General features: G+C 52.5%; 1 rRNA gene. It reads right to left on the bottom strand.

What is annotated here, in order from left to right:
• Window positions 1-21 precede the first annotated feature (21 nt).
• Window positions 22-1,747: ribosomal RNA gene (locus IAE33_RS24320) — 23S ribosomal RNA — on the bottom strand; the annotation flags it as partial.

The raw sequence follows: 1,747 nt of genomic DNA on the forward strand, positions 1-1,747 counted from the left end.
AGCAAATTGCTTGGGTGTTATATGGTCAAGCCTCACGGGCAATTAGTATTGGTTAGCTCAACGCCTCACAGCGCTTACACACCCAACCTATCAACGTCGTAGTCTTCGACGGCCCTTTAGGGGATTCAAGATCCCAGTGAGATCTCATCTTGAGGCAAGTTTCCCGCTTAGATGCTTTCAGCGGTTATCTCTTCCGAACATAGCTACCCGGCAATGCCACTGGCGTGACAACCGGAACACCAGAGGTTCGTCCACTCCGGTCCTCTCGTACTAGGAGCAGCCCCTCTCAAATCTCAAACGTCCACGGCAGATAGGGACCGAACTGTCTCACGACGTTCTAAACCCAGCTCGCGTACCACTTTAAATGGCGAACAGCCATACCCTTGGGACCGGCTTCAGCCCCAGGATGTGATGAGCCGACATCGAGGTGCCAAACACCGCCGTCGATATGAACTCTTGGGCGGTATCAGCCTGTTATCCCCGGAGTACCTTTTATCCGTTGAGCGATGGCCCTTCCATACAGAACCACCGGATCACTAAGACCTACTTTCGTACCTGCTCGACGTGTGTGTCTCGCAGTCAAGCGCGCTTTTGCCTTTATACTCTACGACCGATTTCCGACCGGTCTGAGCGCACCTTCGTACTCCTCCGTTACTCTTTGGGAGGAGACCGCCCCAGTCAAACTACCCACCATACACTGTCCTCGATCCGGATAACGGACCTGAGTTAGAACCTCAAAGTTGCCAGGGTGGTATTTCAAGGATGGCTCCATGAGAACTGGCGTCCCCACTTCAAAGCCTCCCACCTATCCTACACAAGCAAATTCAAAGTCCAGTGCAAAGCTATAGTAAAGGTTCACGGGGTCTTTCCGTCTAGCCGCGGATACACTGCATCTTCACAGCGATTTCAATTTCACTGAGTCTCGGGTGGAGACAGCGCCGCCATCGTTACGCCATTCGTGCAGGTCGGAACTTACCCGACAAGGAATTTCGCTACCTTAGGACCGTTATAGTTACGGCCGCCGTTTACCGGGGCTTCGATCAAGAGCTTCGCTTGCGCTAACCCCATCAATTAACCTTCCGGCACCGGGCAGGCGTCACACCCTATACGTCCACTTTCGTGTTTGCAGAGTGCTGTGTTTTTAATAAACAGTCGCAGCGGCCTGGTATCTTCGACCGGCATAAGCTTACGGAGCAAGTCCTTCACCTTCGCCGGCGCACCTTCTCCCGAAGTTACGGTGCCATTTTGCCTAGTTCCTTCACCCGAGTTCTCTCAAGCGCCTTGGTATTCTCTACCTAACCACCTGTGTCGGTTTGGGGTACGGTTCCCAGTTATCTGAAGCTTAGGAGCTTTTCTTGGAAGCATGGTATCAACCACTTCGTCGCCTAAAGGCAACTCGTCATCAGCTCTCGGCCTTGAAATCCCGGATTTGCCTAAGATTTCAGCCTACCACCTTAAACCTGGACAACCAACGCCAGGCTGGCCTAACCTTCTCCGTCCCTCCATCGCAATAACTGGAAGTACAGGAATATTAACCTGTTTTCCATCGACTACGCTTTTCAGCCTCGCCTTAGGGACCGACTAACCCTGCGTCGATTAACGTTGCGCAGGAAACCTTGGTCTTTCGGCGTGCGAGTTTTTCACTCGCATTGTCGTTACTCATGTCAGCATTCGCACTTCTGATACCTCCAGCAAGCTTCTCAACTCACCTTCACAGGCTTACAGAACGCTCCTCTACCGCATCACC

This window comes from Pseudomonas sp. S60 (assembly GCF_016647865.1).
Taxonomy (GTDB): Bacteria; Pseudomonadota; Gammaproteobacteria; order Pseudomonadales; family Pseudomonadaceae; genus Aquipseudomonas; species Aquipseudomonas parafulva.